Annotated in this window: 7 protein-coding genes; 6 read left to right on the forward strand and 1 reads right to left on the reverse strand. The window is 45.6% G+C overall.

Annotation, left to right across the window (positions count from 1 at the left end):
* Nucleotides 1-600: 600 nt before the first annotated feature.
* Nucleotides 601-1131, reverse strand: a complete 531-nt coding sequence (locus PVV65_RS09045) for a helix-turn-helix domain-containing protein (protein ID WP_273789938.1) — start codon at nucleotides 1129-1131, stop codon at nucleotides 601-603.
* A gap of 152 nt (nucleotides 1132-1283) precedes the next feature.
* On the opposite strand from PVV65_RS09045, the gene PVV65_RS09050 reads away from it, so the two are divergent.
* The 6 genes from PVV65_RS09050 to PVV65_RS09075 form a co-directional block, all read left to right on the forward strand.
* On the forward strand, nucleotides 1284-1589 hold the full coding sequence (locus PVV65_RS09050; protein ID WP_005864619.1) for a helix-turn-helix transcriptional regulator: 306 nt from the start codon (nucleotides 1284-1286) through the stop codon (nucleotides 1587-1589).
* 73 nt (nucleotides 1590-1662) lie between these two features.
* Nucleotides 1663-1800 carry a hypothetical protein gene (locus PVV65_RS09055; RefSeq protein WP_273789939.1) on the forward strand — a complete coding sequence of 46 codons (138 nt, stop codon included), beginning with the start codon at nucleotides 1663-1665 and terminating at the stop codon, nucleotides 1798-1800.
* Nucleotides 1784-2182 (forward strand): hypothetical protein, encoded by a 399-nt coding sequence (locus tag PVV65_RS09060; RefSeq protein WP_273754003.1) that lies wholly within the window; start codon nucleotides 1784-1786, stop codon nucleotides 2180-2182. Before PVV65_RS09055 ends, PVV65_RS09060 begins: the two co-directional genes overlap by 17 nt.
* Entirely contained in the window at nucleotides 2182-3144 is a 963-nt protein-coding gene (locus PVV65_RS09065; protein WP_273789940.1) for a ParB/RepB/Spo0J family partition protein, read from the forward strand. Before PVV65_RS09060 ends, PVV65_RS09065 begins: the two co-directional genes overlap by 1 nt.
* A complete protein-coding gene (locus tag PVV65_RS09070; RefSeq protein ID WP_273782849.1) occupies nucleotides 3141-3599 on the forward strand; it encodes a hypothetical protein in 459 nt (152 codons plus the stop codon). The genes PVV65_RS09065 and PVV65_RS09070 overlap by 4 nt, the downstream gene beginning before the upstream one ends.
* Nucleotides 3596-4677: DNA-binding domain-containing protein (locus tag PVV65_RS09075; RefSeq protein ID WP_273789941.1), on the forward strand; the 1082-nt coding region annotated here is incomplete at its 3' end. The genes PVV65_RS09070 and PVV65_RS09075, both read left to right, overlap by 4 nt.

Below are 4677 nucleotides of genomic sequence, written 5' to 3' on the forward strand. Positions count from 1 at the left end.
GGTCTTTAAATACCCTTTGAAAGGCCTTTAAAGACCCTTTGAGACCCCCTTAAAAATCATGTGAAAAAAAATAAATTGGTACAAAACCTGGTGTCAAAATATACAAAACCTGCTGGCAAGCTACAGCAAGCTACAAAGCTTGTAGTTTGACAGTAGGTTTTGTACTAAGTGGGAAGAGGTGGGATTAGTTAGGAATAGGTGGTAATTTGTTGTTTTTATGGTTATTTTTTACCATTAAATGCGCGTTTTGTAAAATTGTATTTTGACACCTAAAATTGCGAAAATTACCGAAAATCAGAAAAAAGTGCGTTTTCATGGTAAAAATGAGAGAAGGCTTTGAAAGGTCTTTGAAAACCCTGTGAAAAATTTTGAAAAGTCTGTGAAAGCCCAGAAAACCGCCTTTGAAGACCCTTTGAAAAAAATTCTGTAAATCGTGAAGCTCACTCCAAAATCAGCCAAAAATGACCCAAAAAGCAAAATAGAAACGCTCGCTACCGAGCATTTCTATTTTTATCGAATATAATTATTTAAAAACAATGCGTTATTATAATTTCCTAATGTAAATAGAAATGCTCGCATATTTTTTATTTTAAAGGGGCATTAAGCCGTATTTTGTGTAGTTTCTAGATGTACTCTTTCAGCTTCTATTTGACGCTTTAAATGCAATTTTAGGAGAGGCAAAGTAAGCTCTATTTCTTCCGTGTCGTTGATGTCTTGAACAAGCTCTTGCAGTTTTTTATAAAGTTCCGCCGCGAGTTCCGCTATATCTTCGGGGGGGAGTTTAATTTTTGCATCGCGATAGGTTGTATAAGCTATGCGACCAAGTTTTTTCATCAATCCAGCAGGAATGGTGGGTGTCTTAAAATCCGCTGTTTTCGCTTTTGCTACGTCTGTAAACATCTCACCTTCACCTGTAGCTAGCCATTCCACAGATACACCGCAAATATTTTTGTAAATTACCAACATTGATACAGGTGGTTCGCGCAAACCAGTTTCGTAGTTACTCATAGTACTTTCAGGTACTGCAAGATGATCAGCGAATTGTTTGCGTTCCAAAAAACCAAGGGCAAGCCGTACTTCACGCAATCGTTTTGCCAGTTCTGTTTTAGGTTCTTTTTTAGGGCGTCCCAAAAAAAATCACTCCTAATCCACATTTAGGTTGACTAATTCACAAAAGCGAATTATATCTATTATTACCGCCCGATATAGAGGGCAGATATTTTACAATTAACCCCACAAAAAACGGATGGTTGGAATATCCGTTTGAAGCAGGAGCGAAAGTTATGACAACCACCCAAACATGCATTCAAGTATGGGATCGCCATAGTATTTTAGCTGAGCTACGCCGCCGGAACATGACCTTGGCGGAGCTCGCGAAAGCTTATCAACTCTCCTCATCCAGTGTTCAACACATTTGGACACGGTCTAACGAGAAAGCCGAACGCGCCATTGCCGATTTTATCGGTTTGCCTGTCGAGCAGGTTTTTAGCGACCGCTACCCCAAAAGTCGCCGTCGCATTTTTAAAGCAGCAAAACATGCCAATACAGATTCGCGTGCGCATTCTGCTTTGCGCGGTAATGCTGCTTAAACTTCGTTACACGGCTTTGCGTTTTTGCGCATTTGCCATGTATTTAGATACCATAAGATAAAAAGGTTTATCAATGTCTAAAGATCAATACGAAATAGACAAGAAAAATTGCACAGAGTTGCATCATAGAGCAGCCGTTTGGATGGGTTGGTTTTGGCGATTAGGGGGTCAAGTTTTCTTTATCGGGGGTGGTTATGGTTGCGGCTTATAATTTATGGACTCTCGATGCCAAAAAAGAAATTTTTAATCCTTATTCAGAAGCTGAACGGTTGCACATTATGGTGACTTGTTCTTTTAAGGCGGTGAGTGGTGGATTTAGGCATTTGCCAATCCGATATATTATTGACCCTCCGCATGGCTTATTTGATGCGGCGTTAGCACGACAGATTGTTATCCATATCTTGCATTATCAGTTTGAGGTGCCGCGGCGGCGTCTTGTTGCCATGCAAGAGCGTGAACGCACTGCTGTTGCCCGCTCTTTGCGTACAATTAATCTGCGTTTGGAAGAGCCTGTCTTTGCTAGAGCCTATCAAAGGTGGGCGGGGCGTGCGATGGATTTATTTTTTAAAGAAATGGCAAAGGCGGGGGCGTGATGGCACAGTTTCAAAAGCTTGCTCTTGATGTGATTGTTGTACCGGAGCGCATTCGTCCTGTGGATGATGAGCATGCCAAGGCACTTGCGCAATCGATGGCGCGGGAGGGGTTAATGAACCCGATTACAGTGCGCCATACCCCCAATGCTAAAGAGGGTAATTACACACTTATTGCTGGTGCGCACCGGCTTCGTGCTGCGGAGCTTTTGGGCTATAGTGACATTGATGCCGTTGTGGTGCAGGCTGATAAGGACAATGCCGCGCTTTTAGAGGTTGCGGAAAACCTGTTTCGCAATGAATTATCAGTGATTGACCGCGCTTTGTTTGTCCAGACTTACCGTGAATTGTGGGAAAAGAAGTATGGGGAGATTAAGGTTGGTGGGGACAGAAAATCAAAGGGTAAAGTTTACCCTTTGCCAAAAGATGGTTCTTCAGAGCATAACGAAACTGGGTGTGAAGGGGATGAAAAATCAAAGGGACAACTTGTCCCTTTGATCGGTGGTGAGACAAATTTTGAGCAATTGGGACAAGTTGTCCCTATTTCTCATACCGATAAAGATAGTGGCAAAGCGACAGTTTTATCTTTTGCCGAACATGTTGCGGACCGTATTGGTTTGTCTTCAAAATCAGTAAGACGTCTTAACAGCATTGCACGGCATTTACAGCCGGAGTTGCGGTCTGTTTTGCGGGGGACGGCATTGGCGGATAACCAAGCGCAGTTGTTGAAGTTGGCAAAGATGGAGCCGGTTGCGCAGCGGCGGGTGGCGATTGCTTTGCAACAGGTTGAGGGGGATTTACGGCGGGCTGTTGATTTGGTCAATGGGATTAATATAAGCCCTAAAGTTAATGAACAAGAGCGGGTTTTTGCTCAATTGTTGAGTGTGTGGCAGAGAGCGGATGCACAGACACGGGCGCGGTTTTATGATTATTTGAACAAACAATCGGGGGAGGGGCAGGCATGAAGACGCGTGGTTCTCATCAACTTGATTTTTTTCAACGTCCGGTTTTTCCCTGTCGTGAACCCGTTGCGCAGATTGATTTAGAGCGGTTTCGCTCACGCATTAAGCGGGCGATGGCACGCGCTTTAAGAGAATGCCGGGTTGAGCGCAGTGTGATTGCAGAGCGTATGGCGCATTATTTAGGCATTGGTTGTTTGAGTAAGGCAAGCTTGGATGCTTATGTAGCGGAAAGTAAGCAGGTGGATATTTCCCTGCCGCGGTTTAAGGCATTTGTGCGGGCGACAGAGGCATTTTGGCTCTGGGATGAGGTGGTGAGTGAGGATGGTTTGCTGTTGTTGCAAGGGGATGAAGCGCGTTTGGCAGAAATTGCAAGATTGCAGCAGGAACAGCGTGAGATTGCGGCGCGGTTGAAAGCGATGCGTGCGGTTCCGGTTCGTATTAGACGGGGGCAGCCATGAAAGAGTGGTTTAGTATTGCTGAGTTGGCTGAAGCGGCTTTGCCGGGATTGCCAAAGAGCAAGAGTGGATTTCGTAGGATTTTATCGACGAAATGGCGACATCAAAGTGGTTTGACACGTAAAGTTAAAGGGGTTTCTCGACCTATTGTGGAGATTCACATTTCCTTATTGCCGGAAGGGGCGCGGGCAGCGTTGTTGTTGCGGGCGGGTGGTGTTGATGTTTTGCAAAAGACAGAACAGAGCATGCAAAAGGAAAGTGTTTGGGCGCGTTATGAGAGGCTTTCAAAGGCGCATAAAAGGCGCTGTGAAGAGCGTTTGAAGGCACTTTGCTTTATGGAAGATTTGCTTCATGCCGGTATGGGTGTGCATGATGCAGCAAGTTTGTGTGCGGTGCAGTTTGGGGTGAGCCGGATGTCGCTTTTTAATTGGCGGCAGATGGTTGAAGGGTATGAGCGCCCTGATTGGTTGGCAGCGCTTGCGCCTTGTTATGGTGAGGAGAATGTTTCGCAATTTGCGCCGTGTCATGATGGGGCGTGGGAGGTTTTATGTTCGGATTATTTACGCGCTTCTCGCCCTGCTTTTTCGGCATGTTATCGGCGGATGGTTTCGGTTGCACGGGAGAAAGGTTGGGAGCCCATTCCTTCAGAGCGGGCTTTGCGGCGTCGTTTTAAGGCGCAAGTTTCCAAAGCGGTTGTGGTTTTAGCGCGTGAGGGAGAGGAGACGGCAAAAAAGCTTTATCCCGCCCAACGGCGTGATCGCTCGAGCCTGCATGCACTGCAAGCGGTGAATATGGACGGGCATAAGCTGGATGTTTTTGTGAATGTTCCTTGGACAGAAAAGCCTGTGCGGCTTTATCTGATTGCCATTCAAGATCTTTATTCGGGCAAGATTTTATCATGGCGCTTATCAGATGCTGAGACTTGGGAAATCGTGCGTTTGGTGATTGGGGATATGGTGGAGGCTTATGGGATACCAGAGCGTATGACCTTGGATAATGGGCGTGCTTTTACCAGCAAGTGGATTTCTGGAGGTGTGCAAAACCGCTTTCGTTTTAAGATTAAGGCGGATGAACCGCAGGG

The sequence above is a fragment of the Bartonella sp. ML70XJBT genome, assembly GCF_028618425.1.
GTDB lineage: Bacteria > Pseudomonadota > Alphaproteobacteria > Rhizobiales > Rhizobiaceae > Bartonella.